General features: G+C 67.6%; 20 protein-coding genes, 1 tRNA gene and 2 pseudogenes. 8 read left to right on the top strand and 15 right to left on the bottom strand.

Features of this window, described 5'->3' with window-relative positions; translation table 11 throughout:
- Window positions 1-72: 72 nt before the first annotated feature.
- From PA01_09085 to PA01_09065, 5 genes are all read right to left on the bottom strand, one after another.
- A complete protein-coding gene (locus tag PA01_09085) occupies window positions 73-552 on the bottom strand; it encodes a DUF456 domain-containing protein (protein ID KON82413.1) in 480 nt (159 codons plus the stop codon).
- Window positions 553-653: 101 nt separating this feature from the next.
- The gene (locus PA01_09080; GenBank protein KON82412.1) at window positions 654-1,079 is read right to left on the bottom strand and encodes a PilZ domain-containing protein; all 426 of its coding nucleotides are present in this window, start codon (window positions 1,077-1,079) and stop codon (window positions 654-656) included.
- Window positions 1,080-1,140: 61 nt separating this feature from the next.
- A complete protein-coding gene (locus tag PA01_09075) occupies window positions 1,141-2,562 on the bottom strand; it encodes an FAD-dependent oxidoreductase (protein ID KON81720.1) in 1,422 nt (473 codons plus the stop codon).
- Window positions 2,563-2,565: 3 nt separating this feature from the next.
- Window positions 2,566-3,783, bottom strand: a complete 1,218-nt coding sequence (locus PA01_09070; protein KON82411.2) for a polysaccharide pyruvyl transferase family protein — start codon at window positions 3,781-3,783, stop codon at window positions 2,566-2,568.
- Window positions 3,784-3,908: 125 nt separating this feature from the next.
- On the bottom strand, window positions 3,909-4,523 hold the full coding sequence (locus PA01_09065) for a carboxymuconolactone decarboxylase family protein (GenBank protein KON81719.2): 615 nt from the start codon (window positions 4,521-4,523) through the stop codon (window positions 3,909-3,911).
- A gap of 544 nt (window positions 4,524-5,067) precedes the next feature.
- On the opposite strand from PA01_09065, the gene PA01_09060 reads away from it, so the two are divergent.
- Window positions 5,068-6,186, top strand: coding sequence for a glycosyltransferase family 9 protein (locus PA01_09060; protein ID KON82410.1), 1,119 nt, complete (start codon window positions 5,068-5,070; stop codon window positions 6,184-6,186).
- A gap of 96 nt (window positions 6,187-6,282) precedes the next feature.
- Here PA01_09060 and PA01_09055 read toward each other — a convergent pair whose 3' ends face one another.
- Window positions 6,283-7,149, bottom strand: coding sequence for a YicC family protein (locus PA01_09055; GenBank protein ID KON81718.1), 867 nt, complete (start codon window positions 7,147-7,149; stop codon window positions 6,283-6,285).
- A gap of 92 nt (window positions 7,150-7,241) precedes the next feature.
- Between PA01_09055 and PA01_09050 the strand changes: the two genes are divergently transcribed.
- From PA01_09050 to hemW, 5 genes are read left to right on the top strand one after another with little or no spacing between them, the layout of a single operon-like run.
- Window positions 7,242-8,186 carry a serine/threonine protein kinase gene (locus PA01_09050; GenBank protein KON81717.1) on the top strand — a complete coding sequence of 315 codons (945 nt, stop codon included), beginning with the start codon at window positions 7,242-7,244 and terminating at the stop codon, window positions 8,184-8,186.
- Between the two features lie 10 nt (window positions 8,187-8,196).
- Window positions 8,197-9,114, top strand: a complete 918-nt coding sequence (locus PA01_09045) for a serine/threonine-protein phosphatase (protein KON81716.1) — start codon at window positions 8,197-8,199, stop codon at window positions 9,112-9,114.
- Window positions 9,115-9,123: 9 nt separating this feature from the next.
- A complete protein-coding gene (gene rph, locus PA01_09040; GenBank protein ID KON81715.1) occupies window positions 9,124-9,843 on the top strand; it encodes a ribonuclease PH in 720 nt (239 codons plus the stop codon).
- Window positions 9,844-9,847: 4 nt separating this feature from the next.
- The gene (rdgB, locus tag PA01_09035; protein ID KON81714.1) at window positions 9,848-10,444 is read left to right on the top strand and encodes an RdgB/HAM1 family non-canonical purine NTP pyrophosphatase; all 597 of its coding nucleotides are present in this window, start codon (window positions 9,848-9,850) and stop codon (window positions 10,442-10,444) included.
- Window positions 10,441-11,664 carry a radical SAM family heme chaperone HemW gene (hemW, locus tag PA01_09030; GenBank protein ID KON81713.1) on the top strand — a complete coding sequence of 408 codons (1,224 nt, stop codon included), beginning with the start codon at window positions 10,441-10,443 and terminating at the stop codon, window positions 11,662-11,664. The genes rdgB and hemW overlap by 4 nt, the downstream gene beginning before the upstream one ends.
- Window positions 11,665-11,714: 50 nt before the next feature.
- Here hemW and PA01_09025 read toward each other — a convergent pair whose 3' ends face one another.
- The 5 genes and pseudogenes from PA01_09025 to thiS form a co-directional block, all read right to left on the bottom strand.
- Window positions 11,715-12,137, bottom strand: coding sequence for a hypothetical protein (locus tag PA01_09025; protein ID KON81712.1), 423 nt, complete (start codon window positions 12,135-12,137; stop codon window positions 11,715-11,717).
- A gap of 14 nt (window positions 12,138-12,151) precedes the next feature.
- Window positions 12,152-13,992: pseudogene (gene sppA, locus PA01_09020) on the bottom strand (signal peptide peptidase SppA).
- A gap of 31 nt (window positions 13,993-14,023) precedes the next feature.
- A complete protein-coding gene (gene trmB, locus PA01_09015; GenBank protein KON82409.2) occupies window positions 14,024-14,803 on the bottom strand; it encodes a tRNA (guanosine(46)-N7)-methyltransferase TrmB in 780 nt (259 codons plus the stop codon).
- Window positions 14,804-14,909: 106 nt separating this feature from the next.
- Window positions 14,910-15,695: a thiazole synthase gene (locus PA01_09010; protein ID KON81711.1), complete on the bottom strand. Its 786-nt coding sequence runs from the start codon at window positions 15,693-15,695 to the stop codon at window positions 14,910-14,912.
- A 70-nt stretch (window positions 15,696-15,765) separates the two neighbouring features.
- Window positions 15,766-15,969, bottom strand: a complete 204-nt coding sequence (gene thiS / locus PA01_09005; GenBank protein KON81710.1) for a sulfur carrier protein ThiS — start codon at window positions 15,967-15,969, stop codon at window positions 15,766-15,768.
- Between the two features lie 175 nt (window positions 15,970-16,144).
- On the opposite strand from thiS, the gene PA01_09000 reads away from it, so the two are divergent.
- Window positions 16,145-16,218 (top strand) — tRNA-Gly (locus tag PA01_09000).
- A gap of 100 nt (window positions 16,219-16,318) precedes the next feature.
- Here the strand turns inward: PA01_09000 and PA01_18785 are convergent.
- The 3 genes and pseudogenes from PA01_18785 to PA01_08990 form a co-directional block, all read right to left on the bottom strand.
- The gene (locus PA01_18785) at window positions 16,319-16,453 is read right to left on the bottom strand and encodes a hypothetical protein (GenBank protein ID KAI5913093.1); all 135 of its coding nucleotides are present in this window, start codon (window positions 16,451-16,453) and stop codon (window positions 16,319-16,321) included.
- A gap of 61 nt (window positions 16,454-16,514) precedes the next feature.
- Window positions 16,515-17,751, bottom strand: a pseudogene (locus PA01_08995) (ferric reductase-like transmembrane domain-containing protein).
- A 136-nt stretch (window positions 17,752-17,887) separates the two neighbouring features.
- Window positions 17,888-18,055 carry a flavin reductase family protein gene (locus PA01_08990; protein KAI5913092.1) on the bottom strand — a complete coding sequence of 56 codons (168 nt, stop codon included), beginning with the start codon at window positions 18,053-18,055 and terminating at the stop codon, window positions 17,888-17,890.
- A gap of 516 nt (window positions 18,056-18,571) precedes the next feature.
- Between PA01_08990 and PA01_08985 the strand changes: the two genes are divergently transcribed.
- Window positions 18,572-19,663 (top strand): calcium/sodium antiporter, encoded by a 1,092-nt coding sequence (locus PA01_08985; protein KON81709.1) that lies wholly within the window; start codon window positions 18,572-18,574, stop codon window positions 19,661-19,663.
- 76 nt (window positions 19,664-19,739) lie between these two features.
- Here PA01_08985 and PA01_08980 read toward each other — a convergent pair whose 3' ends face one another.
- Complete coding sequence (locus PA01_08980) at window positions 19,740-20,240, bottom strand: flavin reductase family protein (GenBank protein KON81708.1); 501 nt, start codon at window positions 20,238-20,240, stop codon at window positions 19,740-19,742.
- Window positions 20,241-20,347: the final 107 nt, after the last annotated feature.

Here is a 20,347-nt window from a genome sequence, read left to right as displayed (position 1 = left end):
GCCGCCGCGAGTCGCCGCAGCGCCTGTTGACCGTGACGCCTCTGCCGAACCGACGGGTGCCATCGAAGCGCTTCACACCAGCCACGCGAGTGCGAAGATCCCGAGCATCGCAAACGTGATGCCGAGCTTGGCGACGATCGCGATCACGAAGCCGAGGCCGGCGGCCAGGCCCGCCCGGGCGGCCTGGCCATGGCTGCGGCGCGCGATCAGTTCTCCGACGGTTGCGCCGATGATCGGGCCGACGACGACACCGATGAAGCCGCCGAGGATGCCGAGCACGGCGCCGACGAGCGCGCCCGTGACCGCGAGCCCGCTCGCGCCGACCCGTTTGACGCCGAATGCCGACGCGAGATAGTCGACGAACCAGGCGAGGGCCGCGAGCACCCCAAGCACGACGACCGTGACCCCGCCGACCCGCACGTAGGCGTCCAGCCACGCGAGCAGCCACAGGCCCGCGAAGACGAGCGGCGTTCCGGGCAACAGCGGCAGGATCACGCCGGCGATCCCGGCGACGATCGCGACGACCGCGACGATCAGCAGCAGCAGTTCCATGACGTCGGTCGTCGCGAAAGCGCAGGAGCCCACAGGATCAGGATCATCATAGGGTCAGCTCTTGCAATGCAGGCTCACCGCTTCCAGGGCATGGCCGGCACTCACGAGGACTCGTCGCCCGCTTCGGGGAACTGCCCGGCAAACCGGCCGATCCATTCGAACGCGGCTTCCTCGGCGCTCAACTCGCGCCCCTCGAGGCGTTGCACGCTGCGCCGGTATTCCTCGATGTGGCAGACCTGCTCGACCATGCGCGTGCGATAGGCTTCGTCGGCATCGAGGAACTGCACGCCGAGTTCGAAGCGGTTCCCCGTGCGCCGGCACCAGGCCACACGGCCGCAGGTTGCGAACGTCGGTTCGATAATCGGAATGCGCACCTCGACGAGGCTGCCCGGCTCGATCGCGGAGTCCGAATCGAACTCGATCCCACCGAGGCTCACGTTCCCCGCGGGATGAAGCTCGCCGCCGGCGTGCTCGCCGGCACGAACTTCGATCGGAATACTGACCGGATGCCGTATGAATCGCCTCATGGCCGTCCTCAGGCGCGCGCCGTCCATCGCAAGGTCAGCTCATCGACCGCCGCGGCCACGTTCAGCGCTCCCGCTGACCGAGGTCCGCGCCCTGGCGCAGCAGTTCGTTCTGCACTGCGGAGACGGACAGCGCGCGCGGAGCCTGGTCGTGGCGCGCGGCCAGGGCGGCGCACACTCCCGCCGCCTGCCCGGTCGCCATCGAGATCGGCATCACGCGAAACGACGAATGGGCCTCGTGGGTGCCGGAAATGCCGCGACCTGCCACGAGCAGATCGTCGACCCCTTGCGGGATCAGGCAGCGCAGCGGAATGTCGTAGGCTTCTCCGGCAGGGATGCGCTTGAGCACCGTGCCCTTGCCCTCGGGGTTGTGGATGTCCACCGGGTAGGTGCCGCGCGCGATGACGTCGTCGAACTTGCGCGCGTGCAGGAGATCGTCCGCGGTGAGGCAGTACGCGCCCAGCACGCGCCGGGTCTCGCGCACACCGATGGTGACGCCGCTTTGCAGCGCGTAGGCCTTCTCGAACCCCGGCACGTAGCGCTGCAGAAAACGCACCACCTGGCGCATCTGGCGGCGGCTCTCGATCTCGGCATGGGTGAGGTCCCACACATCGGTACCGAGCACCCGCGTGACCCGCGTGCTGTTCACGCTCACTTCGCCGTCGTGGGGCGTGGCGAAGAACAGGATGTCCTCGCGCGTGAGCTCGAGCTCGCCCGCTTCGGTGGCTTTGCGCACCAGGTCCCACAGGCCATGGACCCCGCGCCACTGGTCGGGATGCCGCTCCGCGTAGGCGGCGAAAGCGGCGCGCGCGAACTCTCCCATGCGGAACATCAGGGTCATCGGTTGCACCAGGCCGTCCGGATCACGCCCGATTTCGTAGCGTGCGCCCGCCTGCGCCGCGACGTCGGAGTCTCCCGAACAGTCGACCACCACCCGCGCTTTGACGACCACCGGGCCGGACTTGGTCTCGAACACCACCCCGTCGCGGACCCTCGTCCCGGCAAGGCCGCTTGCCAGAGCGTGGAACAGCAGCTCGACGCCCGCGTCGTCGAGCATTTCGATCGCCACCAGCTTGAACGATTCCGGATCGAACGGCACCACGTATCCGGTCTCCAGCGTCGGCGCCCGCGCCCCGCCCGCCGCCACCAGGCGCTGGACGAGCTCCTGCAGCACGCCGGCGATGACCGAATGACCGGGACCGTGGTCGTCCGGCAGCAGATTCGTCACCCCCTGGAGCCTGAAGGTGGGCTGCTGCGTGTGGAAGGACATCAGCGGCATGACGAGTGCCGCCGTGGCGTTGCCGCCGAGAAAGCCGTAGCGCTCGACGAGCACGGTGCGCGCACCGGCGCGTGCCGCTCCGAGCGCCGCGCCGATGCCTGCCGGGCCGCCGCCGACCACCAGCACATCGGTCTCGGCCGCGAGCGCCGCCGAGCGCGGCGGCAACGGAATCGAACGCATGGACGAGGGTTTGCTCAGCGCCGGCACGGTTCAACCTCCTTTCAGGCTGCGCATCGAAGCGCCGGCGTGGAGCAGCGCCACCAGCAGGCGATTGTTCTCGCGCGCCCGCTCCTGGAGCGCCGGCAGCCGCTGCTCGAGGTGGCGGCGCAACACGTCGCGCCGGTCCCAGGAACGATCCACGTTGGCCAGCAGGCGCCCGGTATTCACGTCGTTCATCGGCGGCATCTCCAGCTCGAGATCCTGCAGCAGCCCCGTCACTTTGGACGCGTAGGGCAGCGCGACGAAAGGCACGCCCTGGATCGCGGCGAAGATCAGGAAATGCAGTCGCATGCCGATCGCCAGCTCGAAGTGCCCCATGAGGGTGAGAAGCTGGCCGGGCGTGTACTCGCCCTTCAGCAGCGTCGCGCGCTGCACGAGCTGCATGCGCGAGAGCACCGCGTAGCTGTGCTGCATGTCCACGTGCTGGCGCTCGAGCGGCACGAACACGATGTCCGCGTCGAGACGATCGGCGATGAAATCGGCCGCGTTGGCGAACAGGCTGTGACAATGGTCGATGTTGATATCCGGGGCCGCGGGGCCGGGCTCGCGGACCGAGGCGCCGATCAGGCGGCGGCCGTGATCGATCCCTTCGCGCCGCAGCGCGTCCTTCGGCAACGGCTCCGGTGCGAGCAGCAGGGCCGGATCGGCAGTCACCCGCACATCCCGGTCCACTCCGATTTCTTCGAGCAGGCGCCGCCCCTGGCGGTCGCGCACGGTAATGATGGCGGCGCGGTTGAGCGCCTCGCGCACCAGGTCCCGGTTTACCGTGCGCACCAGCGGGCCGGCACTGATGGCATAAATCATCACCGGCACTCCCGCTTCATGGGCGAGCATGACTTCGCGCAGGTAGATTTCGGCCTCGTCGTCGTAGAGGATGCCGCCGCCGCCCAGCACGAACACGTCCAGGCCTTCGACGACCGCGCGGGCTTCGTTGCGCGTGAGCTGGCGCACCGCATGGACGTGATCGACCTTGTGGCGACGACTCGTATCCTCGACGTTGCGCGAGAACACCGTGATCTCCACCGGCAGCGAGGCGCGCAGCTCGGACACGATGGAGCCGAGAATGGCTTCGTCACCGAGGTTCAGGCCGCCATAGGACCCCGAAATGCCGACGCGAAAGACGCGAGCGGCGTCCGTCGCCGCCGCTGCGGGCGGCTCGGGCGTCGCCTTGGGGCGTGCGCTGCGTGCTCCGGATTCACGGTCTTCCATGGGTCTATTCGCCTGGGGTACTGGCTGATCGACCGCCCGCGGGAAGCAGAGTTCAGCTGCCGGTTCTGCAAGCGCTCGAGCGCCTGCCTCGGAAACGGGCCTGCGTGGATGAAGCGCAGCGTCGATCAACCAGGAGGCGGACGGGGCGGAACCCGGCAGAATCCCTGCATCGGGATGCTCAGCGCGTCGTTAAACTTGCTCGAAAGATTCTGCACGCCGATCCACGCGGTGATGGCGACGATTGCGTCATCCTTGAAGAGGCGCTTGAGCGCGGTCATCGCGCGGGCGGTGCCGGCCTCGTCGTTCAGCGTTACCGCTTCGGCGTAGGCGAGCGCCGCCCGCTCTTCATCGCTGAAAACCTCGGGATGCTCCAGCCAGCGGTCGATGAAGTCGATCTTCTCGTGCGCCCCCTGGGCGGCGAGGAAATTGTGGGCATTGAAGTCCACGCAGAAATCGCAATGGTTGAGCTGCGAGATGCGCACGCTCAGCAACGTCCGCAGCAGCGGGCCGGGCGAGGCCAGCCTTTTGAAGCGTCCGATCAAAAGGAGGAAGACGAACATGATCCCCGGTTGCCGCCCCCACGCCCACATGGGCGACAGCACCTGCCCGTACTTGCGTTTCTGGTACGCGAAAACCAGACGCACATACCAGGGAAAGTCACGTTCGGAAAGTTCGTCGAGTCGGGTGGCCATGAGCGGAACGCAAAACAGGAACAGAACAGAAATCGAGGGGACCCGCATGCTCGTCGCAATCCAACATCCGCGAACGATGTCGCATCGGCAGCGCAACGGGCGGACGACAGGGCGGCGAGCAAAAGGGCCGGCTACGGACGACGATACCAACGCGATGTTCCCCAAATCATCCAATTCGACTGACCGTCGCAGCAGTCGTTCGGGGGGCGGCTTCGTGGATTCGGCGTCGGGCAGTTGTCGGCCGCTTGCTCCCGGGTGAAGAGTTCGTTCTGCTTCGGGCTGACCGACCCCGGCGACCGTCGTCGCCCTCGATGATCGCGCATGTCCCTCACGGTGGCGGCGAAACAGCCTGCTTCGTTCCAGCGACGAAACTGCCGATCACCGTTGCCACCGGCTGCAACGTTGTCGGCTCCGCAGCAGCTTTTACATGACCTGACGCTGCCTCGCATCCAAGGGGACGGCGGGCCTCGGGATTGCATTGCTCCTCATGCAGCTGCGAGGGGACCGTCATGACAACGCAACAGAAACACAACGAACCGGAGCGCGAACTTTCGCTCGATCGTGCGAGGGCCGTCGCGAAATGACCGGACCGATGAATGCCGCCTCGCGCGAGCCGGTGCCGCGCGTCGCGTCGATCGCCGTGTTGCGCCCGAACCAGGTCGGCGACTTCATGTTCGCGCTGCCGGCGCTCGCGGCGCTGCGCGAAACCTATCCGGCCGCCCGCATCGTCTACCTCGGTCGCGCGTGGCACAAGGAATTCCTCGAAGGCCGCACGCCGCTCATCGATGAAGTCGTCGTGCTTCCACCGATCCCCGGCGTCGGCGCACCGCCGGACGCAGTCGTGGACGAGGACGCGGTCGAGTCGGCGTGCGAAGCGCTTCGGCGCCGGAATTTCGATATCGCCTTCCAGTTCTACGGCGGCGGGCGGCATTCCAACCCATTCGTCCGCCGCCTCGGCGCGCGCTTGACCGTCGGAGTGAGGGCCGGCGACGCCGAGCCGCTCGACCGCTGGCTGCCGTACGTGCCCTGGCACAACGAGCGCCTGCGGCTTCTCGAAACAGTCGGGCTCACCGGCGCGCGTCCGGTCGACCTGCAGCCGCTGCTGCCGGTGCTGCCGCGCGATCGCGCCGAGCTCGCGAAGCGTCTGCGGCTGCCGGCTGACCGGCCGTTGGTGGTGCTCAGTCCCGGCGCGACCGACCCGCGTCGCATCTGGCCGGTCGAGAAGTTCGCCGCGGTCGCCGACGAGTTCGTGCGGATGGGGGCGTGCGTCGTCGTGCAGGGCGGCGGCCCGGACGATCGACGGCTCTCCGCGAGCGTCGTTGCCGCGATGAGCGAGCCGGCGATCGACGCGGGTGGCGTTTTGACGCTCGACGGTCTCGCAGCGCTGCTCCACCGGGCGCGCCTCGTCCTTGCGAGCGACAGCGGCCCGCTACAGATGGCTCAGGCCGTCGGCACCCCTGCAGTCGGCATCTATTGGTTCGTGAACCTGCTGGTGTCGGGGCCGCTGACCTCGTACCAGAACCGCTGTGCCGCGTCGCTGCGCCGCGCGTGCCCGGTGTGCGGCGAGGACAACCTCACGCGGCGCTGCAAGCACGACCCGTCCTTCGTCGACGACGTCAGCGTCGAAGAGGTGAGCGCGCTCGCACTCGAATTATGGAAGCTTGGGGAGGCCGCTTCCTCACCGAGCAGGCTTCCCGCGATACTTCGCTGAACCCCCTGCGCCCCCACGGCCGCGCTGCCGCTCGCAGTCAAGCGGCAGCGGCGCGCCAGCGGCGACCGGGCATTCCGCTCCTGGCGGGTTCCCGCGTCATTCGATGTTCTGTACCTGCTCGCGCATCTGCTCGATCAGCACTTTCATCTCCATCGCGATGCCGGTGACGTCGGTGGCGGCGGATTTCGACGCCAGCGTGTTCGCTTCGCGGTTCAGCTCCTGCATCAGGAAATCGAGCCGTTTTCCCGCTGCACCGCCGGCGGCGAGGATGCGTTCGACTTCGTCGAGATGCGTGCTGAGGCGCGACAGCTCCTCGGCGACGTCGATGCGGTGGGCGAACAGCGCGACTTCCTGGCGGATGCGGTCCTCGTCGAGCGAGGCGACGGCGTCGCGCAGCCGCGTCGCGAGGCGCTCCTGGTATTCGCTGACGATCACCGGCACGCGCGGCTCGGCCTGGGCGACCAGTTCGCGCAGGCGGACGAGCCGCTCGCGGATCATCGCGGCGAGCTTGTCGCCTTCGCGCCGGCGCGTCGCGGCGAGCTCGTCGAGCGCGGCCTGGGCGAGTTCGAGCAGCGCCGGCTGCAGCTGCTCGAAGCTCACGCCGTCGTCGGCGAGCATGCCGGGCCAGCGCAGCACTTCATTGACCGACAGGCACCCGGCCTGCGGCAGGCGTGCGCGCACGAGCTGTTCGGCGTCGCGCAGCTGGTCGAGCAGCGCGGTGTTCAGCGCGAGGCTGCGCGGCGCGGCGCCGTTCGTCTGCAGGTTGAGGCGGCACTCGACCTTGCCGCGCGTCAGTTTCGCCGTGATCCGCTCGCGCAGCGCCGGTTCGGCCTGGCGCAGTTCGTCACCGATGCGGAAGAACAGATCGAGGTAGCGTGAATTGACGCTGCGCAGTTCGATATGCAGGCTCACCGCCCCGAGGTCCCGCGTCTGGGCGGCGAAACCGGTCATGCTGTGGATCATGAAGTGTCTCCGGGAACCTGCCGCGATCCTTTACACTGCAGGTCCAATCAAGAAAATCTCGCGGAAAGCCGGCTCCGGCTCTCCCCCTGTCGATGCCGCCTCAAGCCAACTGCCCTCTGCCCTCCGGCTTCCAGCTGGACCAGTATCAAATAGAGCGGCAGCTTTCCGTCGGCGGTTTTTCGATTGTCTATCTCGCCCGTGATCGCCACGGCACCCCGGTCGCGATCAAGGAATACCTGCCGAACTCGCTCGCGCTGCGCAAGGACGGCGAGCTCGAGCCGCAGATCACCGAAGAAAACCGGCCGGCCTTCCGCTACGGCATGAAATGCTTCTTCGAGGAAGGGCGTTCGCTCGCGAAGCTGATGCATCCGAACGTCGTCCGGGTGCTCAATTTCTTTCGCGCCAACGGCACAGTGTACATGGTGATGCAGTTCGAGCGCGGCCGCACGCTGCATGACTATATCCACAAACACCGCGACGGCGTGCGCGAGGCTTTCATCCGCGCCGTTTTCGCACGCATGCTCAACGGCCTGCGCGAAGTGCACTCGCACAAGCTGCTGCACCTCGACATCAAGCCGTCGAACGTCTATCTGCGCAACGACGGCACGCCGGTGCTGCTCGACTTCGGTGCCGCGCGCCAGACCCTGCTGACCGGCCAGCCGCTGCTCAAACCGATGTACACGCCCGGCTTCGCGTCCCCGGAGCAGTTCACGAACCGCAACGCGCTCGGGCCGTGGAGCGACATCTACAGTGTCGGCGCGAGCCTGTACGCCTGCGTCGCCGGAACCGCGCCGCCGCGCTCGGACGAGCGCAGCCGGCACGACACTTTCGTTCCGGCGACCCGGGCCTATGCGACGCGTTATTCGGCGCAGTTGCTGCAGACGATCGACTGGTGCCTGAAGCTCGACCCGCTCGAGCGCCCGCAGAGCGTCTATTCGCTGCAGAAGACGCTGATGCGCCGGGGCGAGGAGGTGGTTCCGGCGAGCCTGTTCGGCGACCTCGGCGCGCGCATCAAATCGTTTATCGGCCGCACTTGAGAGGCGCGCGATGAAATTCACGATCTACCAGGAAAGCCGCATCGGCCGGCGCAAAAGCAACCAGGACCGTCTCGCCTACTGTTACTCGCGCGACGCGCTGCTGATGGTGATCGCCGACGGCATGGGCGGGCACCGACACGGCGAGATCGCTGCGCAGCTGGCGGTGCAGTCCATCGTCGAAGCGTTCCGGCGCGAAGCGACGCCGACCCTTGGCCAACCGGGGCGCTTCCTGTCGCGCGTGCTGATGAACGCGCACAGCGCGATTGTCGATCACGCGTTCGACAAAGATCTCGATGACACGCCGCGCACGACGATCGTCGCCTGCGTCGTCCAGGACGGTCTCGCACACTGGGCGCACGCCGGCGACTCGCGCCTCTACCTGCTGCGGGACGGGCGGGTTGCCGCGCGCACGCGCGACCATTCGCGCGTGCAGCTGCTGATCGACCAGGGCCTGCTCGACGACGAAGCCGCCGCGCATCATCCCGAGCGCAATCGCATCTACAGCTGCCTCGGCGGCACGCGCACGCCGCAGCTCGAACTGTCGGTGCCGACGCCATTGCGTGACGACGACATCCTCGCGCTGTGCACCGACGGCGTATGGGGCCCGCTGCGCGACCCGGGCATCGTCGACGGGCTCGCCGGAACCAATGTCATGGACGCCGTGCCGAAGCTGCTGGACCACGCCGAGCAGCTCGCCGGGCCCGGCTGCGACAACCTGTCGATGATCGCGATGTGTTGGCACGACGAGCGCGGCGCAGCACACGACGACATCGAATCGACACAGACGCTGGCACTCGATCGGGTCACGACGCAGCTCAACGTCTTCGGCCGCGCGCGCGTGCCGGCCGCCGCCGGCGACATCAGCGATGACGAGATCGAGAAAGCGATCGCCGAAATCAACCAGGCCATTCACAAGTACAGCAGATAGGAATCCTCCATGCGTCCCAGCCAACGCCGCCCCGACCAGCTGCGCCCGGTCACGATCACCCGCAACTTCACCTGCCATGCCGAAGGCTCGGTGCTCGTCGAATTCGGCGCGACGCGCGTGCTGTGCACGGCCAGCGTCGAGGACAGCGTGCCGCCGTTCCTGCGCGGACGCGGCCAGGGCTGGCTGACTGCCGAATACGGCATGCTGCCGCGCGCGACGCACACGCGCAGCGCGCGCGAAGCGGCCAAGGGCAAGCAGAGCGGGCGCACACAGGAAATCCAGCGCCTGATCGGCCGCAGCCTGCGCGCGGTCGTCGACCTCAGCGCGCTCGGCGAACGCCAGATCGTCATCGATTGCGACGTGCTGCAGGCCGACGGGGGCACCCGCACTGCCGCGATCACCGGCGCCTGCGTCGCGGTCCACGACGCGTTCGGCAAACTCGTCGCCGAAGGCAAGCTGCCGCACAGCCCGCTGCGCGAGTTCGTCGCCGCGGTGTCGGTCGGCGTGTTCCAGGGCGTGCCGGTGCTCGATCTCGACTACCTCGAGGATTCGGGCTGTGACACCGACATGAACGTCGTCATGACGGGGTCGGGAGGTTTCGTCGAAGTGCAGGGCACTGCCGAAGGCGCGACGTTCTCGCGCGCCGAACTCAACACGCTGCTGGAGCTTGCCGAGTCCGGCGTCCGCCGGCTCGTCGAAATGCAGAAAGCGGCGATCGACCGGAACTGAACTCATGACGACCCGGCTCGTTCTCGCTAGCAACAACGCCAAGAAGGCCGTCGAGATGACGGCGCTGCTCGCGCCGCTCGGCATCGAGGTGCTGTCGCAGTCGGCGTTCGACATTCCGGAAGCCGACGAGCCGCACCCGACGTTCGTCGAGAACGCGCTCGCGAAAGCGCGTCACGCTGCCGCGTTGATCGGGCTGCCGGCGGTCGCCGACGACTCCGGGCTGTGCGTCGCGGCGCTCGGCGGAGCGCCGGGCGTGCAGTCGGCGCGCTTTGCCGGCGAACCGAAATCCGACGCGCGCAACAACGCGCTGCTCGTCGAGCGGCTCGCCGGCAGCGCCGACCGGCGCGCGTTCTTCTATTCCGTCGTGGTACTGGTGCGCCATCGCGACGATCCGCGGCCGCTGATCGCCGACGGCGAGTGGCACGGGACGATCCTCTACGCGCCGCGCGGCGCCAACGGCTTCGGCTACGATCCGCTGTTCTTCGTCCCGGAGCTCGGGCAGACGGCCGCCGAGCTCGACGCGCAGCTGAAGAACACCCTCAGCCACCGCGGCGCGGCGATGCGCCACCTGCTCGCCCGCCTGTCCACCGAACCGCTGTGACCCGCCATCGCATTATCCCCGTCGCGCCCGCGCCGGCCGTTGCCGCACCGCTGCCCGAGCGAGCGCAACTGACGGCGTCGCCGCCGCTCGCGCTGTACGTGCATTACCCGTGGTGCGTGAAGAAGTGCCCGTACTGCGACTTCAACTCGCATGCGTCGCGCGGCGGCACGGGCGAGATCCCGGAGCAGGCCTACATCGACGCGCTGCTCGGCGACATCGAGACCGCGCTGCCGCAGGTGTGGGGACGGCGCGTGCTGTCGGTGTTCATCGGCGGCGGCACGCCGAGCCTGATGTCGGCGGCAGCGCTCGACCGCCTGCTGACCGGCGTGCGCATGCTGCTGCAGCTCGACCCGCTGGCCGAAGTCACGCTCGAAGCCAATCCCGGCACCGTCGAGGCAGGCCGCTTCCGCGATTACCGCGCGGCCGGCGTGAACCGCCTGTCGCTCGGCATCCAGAGCTTCGACGACGCGCAGCTCGTGCGCCTCGGGCGCATCCATGACGGGCGCGAAGCGCGCGTCGCGATCGACACCGCGCTGGCGAACTTCGAGCGCGTGAACCTCGACCTGATGTACGCGCTGCCGCAGCAGACGCTCGAGCAGGCGCTCGCCGACCTCGACATCGCGCTCGCGACCGGCGCGACCCATCTGTCGTGCTACCAGCTGACGCTCGAGCCGAACACGCCTTTCCACCACGCTCCGCCGCCGCTGCCCGATACCGACGCCGCGGCCGACATGCAGGATGCGATCGAAGCGCGGCTCGCCGGCGCGGGGTTCCGCCACTACGAGACCTCGGCGTTCGCCCGACCCGGCGAGGAATGCCGCCACAACCTGAACTACTGGACGTTCGGCGATTATCTCGGCGTCGGCGCGGGCGCGCACGGCAAGCTGTCGAGCTTCGAGGGGATCGTGCGCGAGATGCGCCACAAGCACCCCGGACGCTACCTCGACGCAGCGAAGAGCCGCGAGTTCGTGCAGGAACGCCGCTCGATCGGCGTCACCGAGCTGCCATTCGAATTCATGATGAATGCGCTGCGCCTGACCGGCGGCGTCCCGCCACGGCTGTTCGCCGAGCGCACCGGCCTGCCGCTCGCGGTGATCGAGGACGAGCTGAAGACGGCGCGCGCGCAAGGCCTGATCGAAGTCACGCCGGACGTCCTCCGCCCGACCGAGCGCGGCCGGCATTTCCTCAACGATCTGCTGACGCTGTTCCTGCGCGACTGAAGCGGTGCGACTGAAGCGGTGCGGGAGGACCGGGTCGGCGGCCACGCGCGTCACGCCGGGCGGCACTCCGTCGCGAGCGGCCGGTCGGTGCGCGAATCGAGCAGCATGCTCTTCCACGGCAGGTCGATCCACACCAGGCCCGCGTCGCGCGCCTCGAAGCGGGGCAGACCCGACGACGACACGTCGCGCCGCAGATCGAACGAGCGGCCGGCCCACCCCAGCTCGAGACGATTCGCGTCGCGCAGGTCGCGGCTGACGCGCACCTTCACGCCGAATTCGCAATCGTAATCGCCACTCGCGAGCTCGAAGTGCAGCTGCTGATCCGGCCCGACGCGGGTTGCCGGCGGCACGTCGGGCGCGCGCGGCGTGTCGCGTGTGCCGGCACACGCGGCGAGCAGCAGCGGCAACAGCACGACAGCCAGCGCCCGGCGCGGCGACGGGACGGCCGTGCAGTGCAAATCGGGATTCGGCATGGGATCGTCCTCGGCTAGAGCGCTTCGCAAAGACAATGCGTATAGAGGTGGCGCGGGTCATTCCAGCGTAGCAGCTCGTTGGCATCCTGCTGCAAACCCTCGATGACGACGGCGAGCGGCGACGCGGCAAGGATTGAAACGCCCGAAAAGCCGCCGTCCGGCGCGAGCATGGCGACGAAGCGCTGCAGGAGCCGCTGGCCGGGGCCGACGTCCGCTCTCGGCCACACCGTCTCGTAGCGCTTCAGTCCGGCGCGCGACGCGGCCGCCGCGACCGCCGCGTCCAGGCCGCCGAGCTGGTCGACGAGACCGAGCTTCGTCGCCGCCTCGCCGGTCCAGACGCGTCCGCGCGCGACGGTGTCGACTTCGGCCGCCCTCATGTCGCGCGCCTTGGCGACGGTTTCGAGGAAGCGCCGGTAACCGTGTTCGATGCCGAGCTGGATCGTCTTCGCCGCCGCCGGTTCGAGCGGGCGGCGCGGATCGAAAGCACCGGCGAGCGGGGCGGTCGCGACGCCGTCGGTATTCACGCCGAGCTTGTCGAGCGATCCGGCGAGCTCCGGAAACAGCGCGAAAATCCCGATCGACCCGGTCAGCGAAGCGGGGCTCGCAAAAATCTCTTCGGCGCCGGTCGCGATCCAGTAACCGCCGGACGCGGCGACCGAACTCATCGACGCGATGACCGGCTTGCCCGCCTCGCGCGTCAATTCCAACTCGCGCCGGATCACTTCCGACGCCCACGCGCTGCCGCCGGGGCTGTCGACGCGCAGCACCAGCGCTTTCACCCGCTCGTCCTCGCGCGCGGTGCGGATCAGGTGCGCGAGGCTGTCGCCGCCGACCGCCGACTGCGTGTCGCTGCCGTCGATGATCGCCCCCTGGGCGACCAGCACTGCGACGTGGTCGTCGTGCGCGGGCCGCGTGGCGTGCACCACGGCGAGATAGTCGTCGGCCTCGACGCGCCGGAAATCCTTGCCGTCCTCGCTTGCGCCGACGCGCGCCTTGAGCAGCTCGCGCCACTCGTCGCGGGTGCTCGCGCGATCGATCAGGCCGGCATCGCGCGCCGCGCTCACCGCATCGCCCCCGTTGCTGCGAGCGCGGCGGGGTAAGCGTTGACGTAGGCGTCGAGCTTCTCGGGCGCGAGGCGGCGGCTCGCGATGAGATCCTCGCGCACGCCGCTCCACAGCCCTTCGAGCAGATCGCGCGACGCTTCGCGGTCCGCCTCCGACATGTCGTTGCGCGTGAAAGGCTCGCTGAACGCCTTGTATTCGCCGACGCGGAACACGTGCATTTTGACGCCGAGCTTGTCGAGCGCGCCGGCGAAATAGCTGACGTAGCGCGCAAACCCTTGCAGCAGCACGAAGCCGTCGGGCCCGACATGGACTTCGTCGGCGACGCTGGCGAGGTAGTACTGCCCCTGCGTGAAGCGTTCGCCGCGAGCGAACACCGGCTTTCCGCTCTGCCGGAAAGCGACGATCGCGGCGCGCAGTTCGGCGAGCTTCGACAGGCCGCTCGGGCCGAGCCGGTCGGTTTCGATGACGAGCGCCTTGATCCGCCGGTCGTCGCGCGCCGCCTCCACCGCTTCGAGCAGATCGTGCAGCGCCGTTTGGGAAGGCGCGACACCGCCATTGCGCAGCAAATCGAGCGGCGTCTCGAACGTCTTCTGCTCGACGAGCGGACCGGCCGGGCGCAGCACCAGCGCCGCGCCGTCCGGCACCGCGGGCAGCGCGCGCCACAGCAGCACCGCGACAAAAGCGAGCAACAGCAGGAATACCGCGTTGAGGAGCACGCGCCGCAGCACGTCGATCGTGCGCCACAAGCCCGCGAGAAGCGCGCCGAAAAAGGCAAAGAGGCGTTTCACCATCGTTCAGATCTCCGTTCGACGCGCGCTTCGCTCAACCGCGCCGCCTGAACACCAGGTCCCAGACGCCGTGCCCGAGCTTCAGACCGCGGTTTTCGAATTTCGTCAGCGGGCGGTAAGCCGGACGCGGGGCGTAGCTGTCGGCAGTATTCTCCAGCGCGGGCTCGGCGGCGAGCACCTCGAGCATCCACTGCGCGTATTCCTCCCAGTCGGTCGCGCAGTGCAGATAAGCGCCGGGCGCGAGCCGCGAGGCGATCAGCGCGACGAAGTCGGGCTGGATGATGCGCCGCTTGTGATGACGCTTCTTGTGCCACGGATCGGGAAAGAACACATGCACGCCGGCCAGCGCCTGTTCGGGAATCATGTCGCGCAGCACTTCGACCGCGTCGTGCTGGACGATGCGCAAGTTGTGCAGCTCGCTTTCGGCGATCAGCTTGCACAGGCTGCCGACGCCCGGCCCATGCACTTCGATCGCGAGAAAGTCCTTGTCCGGCAGCGCGGCGGCGATTTTCGCGGTCGTCTCGCCCATGCCGAAACCGATCTCGACGATTTTTGGCGCCGCGCGTCCGAACGCCGCGTCGAGATCGAGCGGCGCGACGCGGTAGGGAATGCCGACTTTCGGCAGCGTCTCGTCGAGGTGGCGCTGCTGCGCGACCGACATGCGTCCCTGGCGCAGCACGAAGCTGCGGATCGAGCGGCTCGAAAAGCGCGCTTCCGCATCGCCGGCGACACGGCCTTGCGGAGCCGGCAGCGATTCGTCCGGAGCGGCGGACGGAGGCCCGGTTTCCGGCGGGTTGTGGGGGGGAAAAGTCATTGTCGGGGATCGTAACGTCGTGCGAGGCCGTGCCGGCGCTGTGCCGGCATGGCGAAAAGGGTCGACGCGCGCGGCGCAGGTGGCAGGCGGCGCGCGCGGCGTTCGTTCAGGAGCCGATCAGGCCGCTCGTCGGCGAGCTCGGATCGGCCGAATAATGCTTGCGCGGCATGCGTCCGGCAAGAAACGCCTCGCGCCCGGCCTCGACCGCCTTTTTCATCGCCGACGCCATCAGCACGGGGTTTTTCGCGTGCGCGATCGCCGTGTTCATCAGCACGCCGTCGCAACCGAGTTCCATCGCGATCGCTGCGTCGGACGCGGTGCCAACGCCGGCATCGACGAGCACCGGCACTTTCGCCTGGTCGATGATCAGCCGCAGATTCCACGGATTGAGGATCCCCATGCCGGAGCCGATCAAGGACGCCAGCGGCATCACCGCGACGCAGCCGATCTCTTCGAGCATCTTTGCCTGGATCGGGTCGTCGGCGCAGTACACCATCACCTCGAAGCCGTCCTTGACGAGGGTTTCGGCTGCCTTCAGCGTCTCGGGCATGTTCGGGAACAGGCTCACCGGATCGCCGAGCACTTCGAGCTTCACCAGCGCGTGACCGTCGAGCAGCTCGCGCGCGAGCCGCAGCGTGCGCACCGCGTCGTCGGCCGTGTAGCAGCCGGCCGTGTTCGGCAGGATCGTGAAGCGCTCGGGCGGCAGCACGTCGAGCAGGTTCGGTTCATCGGCGTTCTGGCCGATGTTCGTGCGGCGGATCGCGACGGTGACGATCTCGGCGCCGCTCGCGTCGATCGCGGCGCGCGTCTCGGCGAAATCCTTGTATTTTCCGGTGCCCACCAGCAAACGGGAGCGGTAGGACTTGCCTGCGATCACCAGGGAGTCGTTCATGTTCGGCCTGTAGGAATCGGGTTGATGAAGGCGCGCGGTCCAGCGAGCGCGGCGCCGGGGCGGCGAAACTTCAGCCGCCGCCGACCGCGACGACGATCTCGAGCCGGTCGCCGTCGGCGAGCAGCGTGTGCGCATGCTGCCCTTTCGGCACGATCTCGCCGTTGCGCTCGACCGCGAGACGCTTGCCGGCGAGCTGCCTGGCTTCGAGCAGCGCGAGCACCGTCGGCGCCTCGTCGAGGCGCTCGGGTTTGCCATTGATGATGAGCTCAATCATGCTGTAGCTGTCGAGGTGCAGTGAACCGAAATCTTACCACGCCCTCCGCGGACCCTTGCCCGGTCGCCGGTTTGGGCGAAACCCCCGCGCCACAGGCACGCCTAACTCGCGCATTGCGCGCCGCCGCGCCGGCCATTAGAATGACAGCCCTGTTCAGAGCAAATTGGCCTGAATCGCGGGCGTCGTATAATGGTAATACCCTAGCTTCCCAAGCTAGAGCCGTGGGTTCGATTCCCATCGCCCGCTCCATACCCCCTCCAAGAGCTTGTTCCCATTCGGACTCGCCCCTCTTCCTGCATGACCTTCACCGTACCGGCGGACGGCGAGGGCCGGTCGTCGCCTTCCCAGATCAGCGAGGGTGCGAAGCGGCAAACGCGGGAAACCCCGTCGCTAACGCCATCGCCGGGATGCCCAGTCCGCTATAGCCCCAGCCCAGTTCCTCGAAAATCAGCGGGGTCATGCGCGTCTTTTGCTGCGGCCTCATCGAGCCGATCGCCTTGAGATCTGCGCCCGGCCGTCAGGCCGGGCGCACAATTTTGCCTTCTTCAGCGCAGCTCGAAGGCTTCCTGGTGAAAGCGCAGCCGTGGCCCCCAGATGCGCAGCAGTCCGGCACGCAGTTGTTCCGCAAAGGGACGCGGACCGGCAGAACCAGACTTCGGCGCTGCGCGGCCTGCCCCGGTCGCCGCCCTGCGCGGCCGACAGGTGTTCGGCGGTGAGCACGCTGCCGGCACTGCTGTCGTGCACATGCAGCGTGACCGACGGCAGTTCGGCGCACAAGCCCTGCAGACGGGCGGCGAAGGGGTCGCGTGCGAGGTCACGAGTGCTGTAGTGCAGGTCGGCGGCCGGCGCATCCTCCGGACGGGTGCGCAGGGCATCGAGCCAGGCGAGGAAGGGGGTGACGCCGATTCCCCCCGCAACCCAGATCTGGCGTGCCTTGCGGTTGTGGCGATCGAGGACGAAGCGGCCGTAGGGGCCTTCGACGGTGACCGCCTGCCCGACGGCGATCCGGCTCGAGAGCTGGCGGGTGTAATCGCCCAAGGCCTTGATCTGGAAGCTCACGTTGCGATCGCCCCGGTCGGCGCTGGCGATGGTGAAGGGGTGGGCGCCTTCGAAGCGGTCGAAGCCGACGAAGGCGAACTGCCCGGCGCGATGCCCGCGCCAGTCGCCGTCGAGGCGGCAGACCACTTCGGTGACATCGGCGGCGGGCGAAGACACTCCGGTAACGACGCCATGCACGCGCCGCTCGCGGCCGATCCGCCCGGTGAGCGAGAGTGCCGCAGCGACGCTGCCGGCGGCCAGCAGCAGGGCCAGCAGCGCACCCGCGGGCTGGGTCCAGTAGGCGATCGGAGCAAGCACCGCGGCATGAAAGGCGAGCATCAGGTAGAGCACCGGCATGGCGCGGTGAATGTGGCGCCAGAACTTGTACGGAAAGCGCTTCAGCAGGCTCAGCACGACCATCGCCAGCACCAGGTAGATGGCGAACTCGCCCAGTTCCTCGCCGGCCTCGCGCAGGTTTTCGAGGAGGCCGCCGAATTCTTCCTCGTGCGGGCGCCCGCCGCGGCCGAAGATCGACTTGACCAAGTCATCGGACATCTCAATCAGCCAGTGCAGCAGAGCGAACACGCCGGGGAGAATGCCGGCCCATTTGTGCACGCGGAAAATGCGGTCCATGCCGCCGAGCGGGCGCTCCAGCCACGCCGGACGGGTGGCGAGCACCATTGCCAGCGACATCAGCCCGATCGCGAGCAGGCCGCTGAGGTAAAGCCCCTGCTCATACACCAGGGCGCGTGCAGCCGGTCCGAGCGGGGCTCATTTTGCGCTTGACGCCCGCGGGGGTTGAAGCGGCTTCGGCAGCCGATGCAGCGGCCGCGAGCGATCCCGTCCGATCGATCAGCGGTTCAAGCGGCGATTCGGCTGTTCAGTCGATAGCGAGGCGCCGATAGGCGCCGCTGTGGAAGATCAGCGGCGGACGGTCCTCGCGATCGAAGCGGACGACTTCCGACAGGAACACGAGGTGGTCGCCGCCTTCGTGGCGCACGGTGTTGCGGCATTCGAAACGGGCGCAGCAGCCGCGCAGCAACGGCACGCCGTACAGGCCCTCGTCGAGGTCCAGGCCGGTGAATTTTCGTCGGAGCGCGTCGCGAAAAGCTGCGACAGGTGCTGCTGGTCTTCCGAACGAAAATTCGGGCTCGTCATGACGTTGGCGAGCCAGCGCTCCGCTTCAATCGAAGTCGGCTTACCCGATCTGTTGGCGCCGCACCCACATCCCGTTCGGGCCGAGCCCTTCGGCAAGCTCAGGACAGGCTTGTCGAAGCCCTGCCCCCGCTGTTCGACCACTCAGGACGAACGTTTTCATTCAATTCTCAACCGAAAAATTTTTCATTAATGCGCGCTCCTCTGACAGGTCGGCCGTGCAAAATTATCCGATCTGTTGGCGCGGCACCCACATCCCGTTCGGGCTGAGCCCTTCGGCAAGCTCAGGACAGGCTTGTCGAAGCCCTGCCACCGCCCTTCGACGGGCTCAGGGCGAACGGTTTTATTTATTCAGTTGCCGTTTTAACAACAAGCCCTGTCGGGCGTTTTTTCTCGGGATATTGCCGCCATGCTCTGGTTACAGTCTTTGTGGTTCGCAGCGGGGTTGGTCGCGTTGATAGTGGGCGCCAACTCTCTTGTTCGCGGCGCGTCGAAGCTGGCCTTGTCGGTGGGTTTGTCACCCCTGGTGGTCGGGTTGACGATCGTTGCTTTCGGAACAAGCGCCCCCGAAATGGCGGTATCCACCGGCGCGGTGCTCGACGGGCAGGGCGATATCGCGGTAGGAAACGTCGTGGGAAGCAATATCCTCAACGTGCTGTTCATCTTGGGAGCCAGCGCGCTGATCGTACCTTTGGTGGTGCACGTTCAGCTGATTCGGCAGGAGATTCCGATCATGCTGGGCGCGTCGTTGCTGCTGCTGGCTCTGGCGCTCGATGGCACCATCAAGCTGTGGGAGGGCGCGCTCTTGCTGGTCCTGATGCTCGCTTACACGGCGTTTCTGGTCATTCAGTCGCGCAAAGAGAGCGCACAGCAGGCGTCCGAATTCAATGAAAAAATCCAAGCTGCCGAACAAGGCGGCTGGGATACGCGGTGGGCAGTCCAGCTTGGCTTGATCGTCGCGGGACTGGCACTGCTTGTGCTGGGATCGGACTGGCTGGTGAGTTCGTCGGTCGCGTTTGCCCGGGCGTTCGGCGTCAGCGATGTGGTCATCGGCCTCACCATCGTCGCTGCTGGCACTTCGATGCCGGAAGTGGCGACCTCACTGACGGCGGCATTCAAGGGCGAGCGCGACATTGCGGTCGGCAACGTGGTCGGCAGCAACACGTTCAACATTCTGGGCTGCGTAGGCCTGAGCGGAGTGGTGGCCGGCAGCGGCGGCCTGGCTCTGGCCCCCTCTTTGCTCAACTTCGACATCTGGGTGATGCTGGCTGTCGCTCTGGCCTGCTTGCCGGTCTTTCTCACCGGGCGTGAGATCGCGCGCTGGGAAGGCGCCGTATTCCTCGGCTACTACCTGGCCTACGTCACTTACCTGATACTTGCCGCTCAGCAGCACGACGCCTTGCAAGCTTTTTCCGCGACGATGCTCGGGTTTGTCGTTCCGCTGACGATCATCACTTTGGTGGTGTTCTGGCTGCGCCAGCCAATGGCGAGAACGCGTTGAGCGTTGATTTGCGCCGGTGGCCGGTGTAGCGCAACGAGCGCCACCGGCAAACGCGGTGACGTTCGGCCGCGGCGCTTCAATCGGCTGCGAGCCGCCGGTACACGCCGCTATGGAAAATCAGCGGCGGGTGGTCTTCGCGGTCGAAGCGCACGACTTCCGAGAGAAACAGCAGGTGGTCGCCGCCTTCGTGGCGCACCGTGTTGCGGCACTCGAAGCGGGCGCAGCAACCGCGCAGCAGCGGCACGCCATACAGGCCATCGTCGATGTCGAGGCCGACGAACTTTTCGTCCGAGCGCGTCGCAAAGAGCTGCGACAGGTGCTGCTGGTCTTCCGACAGCACGTTGACCGCGTAGTATTCGCAGGCTTCGAATATCGGCAGGCTCTGCAGATGGCGGGCGAGGCTCCACACGATCAGCGGCGGGTCGAGCGAAACGGAGTTGAAGGAATTGACCGTCAGTCCGATCGCCTCGCCGTTCGCCGCCCGGGTCGTGACCACGGCGATGCCGGTGGCGAACATGCCGAGCGTGTCGCGGAACGCGCGGGTGAATTCCTGGTGGGTGACGGGCGGCTGGGACATGAGCGGGGGCCGGGCGGCGGATCGCAGGTTGTCGCCCGCCGCCGCTGAAGTGAATGGAGCCGGTGATTATCGCTGCGCAGGCGGCATCGGGCAACGCAGACGAAGGG

The organism is Azoarcus sp. PA01 (assembly GCA_001274695.2).
GTDB lineage: Bacteria > Pseudomonadota > Gammaproteobacteria > Burkholderiales > Rhodocyclaceae > Aromatoleum.
The sequence above is the reverse complement of the archived record's forward strand: the minus strand, read 5'-3'. Positions and strand labels throughout refer to the sequence as shown.

Bases quoted from the DNA above. Each gene is read 5' to 3' on its own strand.
- PA01_09010 (KON81711.1), bottom strand. From the start codon at position 15,695: ATGAACGACTCCCTGGTGATCGCAGGCAAGTCCTACCGCTCCCGTTTG.
- PA01_09080 (KON82412.1), bottom strand. From the start codon at position 1,079: ATGAGGCGATTCATACGGCATCCGGTCAGTATTCCGATCGAAGTTCGT.
- PA01_09045 (KON81716.1), top strand. From the start codon at position 8,197: ATGAAATTCACGATCTACCAGGAAAGCCGCATCGGCCGGCGCAAAAGC.
- PA01_08980 (KON81708.1), bottom strand. From the start codon at position 20,240: ATGTCCCAGCCGCCCGTCACCCACCAGGAATTCACCCGCGCGTTCCGC.
- PA01_18785 (KAI5913093.1), bottom strand. From the start codon at position 16,453: ATGAGGCCGCAGCAAAAGACGCGCATGACCCCGCTGATTTTCGAGGAA.
- PA01_09065 (KON81719.2), bottom strand. From the start codon at position 4,523: ATGCGGGTCCCCTCGATTTCTGTTCTGTTCCTGTTTTGCGTTCCGCTC.
- PA01_08985 (KON81709.1), top strand. From the start codon at position 18,572: ATGCTCTGGTTACAGTCTTTGTGGTTCGCAGCGGGGTTGGTCGCGTTG.
- PA01_09070 (KON82411.2), bottom strand. From the start codon at position 3,783: ATGGAAGACCGTGAATCCGGAGCACGCAGCGCACGCCCCAAGGCGACG.
- PA01_09085 (KON82413.1), bottom strand. From the start codon at position 552: ATGGAACTGCTGCTGCTGATCGTCGCGGTCGTCGCGATCGTCGCCGGG.
- rdgB (KON81714.1), top strand. From the start codon at position 9,848: ATGACGACCCGGCTCGTTCTCGCTAGCAACAACGCCAAGAAGGCCGTC.
- trmB (KON82409.2), bottom strand. From the start codon at position 14,803: ATGACTTTTCCCCCCCACAACCCGCCGGAAACCGGGCCTCCGTCCGCC.
- PA01_09055 (KON81718.1), bottom strand. From the start codon at position 7,149: ATGATCCACAGCATGACCGGTTTCGCCGCCCAGACGCGGGACCTCGGG.
- thiS (KON81710.1), bottom strand. From the start codon at position 15,969: ATGATTGAGCTCATCATCAATGGCAAACCCGAGCGCCTCGACGAGGCG.
- PA01_09025 (KON81712.1), bottom strand. From the start codon at position 12,137: ATGCCGAATCCCGATTTGCACTGCACGGCCGTCCCGTCGCCGCGCCGG.
- PA01_09050 (KON81717.1), top strand. From the start codon at position 7,242: ATGCCGCCTCAAGCCAACTGCCCTCTGCCCTCCGGCTTCCAGCTGGAC.
- rph (KON81715.1), top strand. From the start codon at position 9,124: ATGCGTCCCAGCCAACGCCGCCCCGACCAGCTGCGCCCGGTCACGATC.
- PA01_09060 (KON82410.1), top strand. From the start codon at position 5,068: ATGAATGCCGCCTCGCGCGAGCCGGTGCCGCGCGTCGCGTCGATCGCC.